General features: G+C 42.1%; 1 protein-coding gene. It reads right to left on the reverse strand.

Annotated features, from left to right (window positions below; all coding sequences use genetic code 11):
• Positions 1-5: 5 nt before the first annotated feature.
• On the reverse strand, positions 6-236 hold the full coding sequence (locus FS736_RS25650) for a PRD domain-containing protein (protein WP_395883966.1): 231 nt from the start codon (positions 234-236) through the stop codon (positions 6-8).
• Positions 237-242 lie beyond the last annotated feature (6 nt).

Raw genomic sequence — 242 nt, forward strand, 5'->3', positions numbered from 1 at the left:
AGTGGTTATTTAAGTTTTTTGTGAAGGCTTTGGAGATGCATGGTGAGATACACGGCTTGGGGATCGAATAGTTGTTTTTTGAAGGTGTGGTGGATGAGTTCAATGAGTTTGGAGGAAAGATTGTAAGAGAGAGGGTATTGGTGTTTGAAGAGGGTTGGAAATTTTTGGGGTTCTTGTACTTTTTCTGCGTTATTGAGGGTGTGGATGGTAAAAGGTATGTGGCGGACAAGGCTGATACAGTG

Source organism: Cytobacillus oceanisediminis 2691 (assembly GCF_007678455.1).
In the GTDB taxonomy this organism is placed as follows: domain Bacteria; phylum Bacillota; class Bacilli; order Bacillales; family Cytobacillaceae; genus Mesobacillus; species Mesobacillus oceanisediminis_A.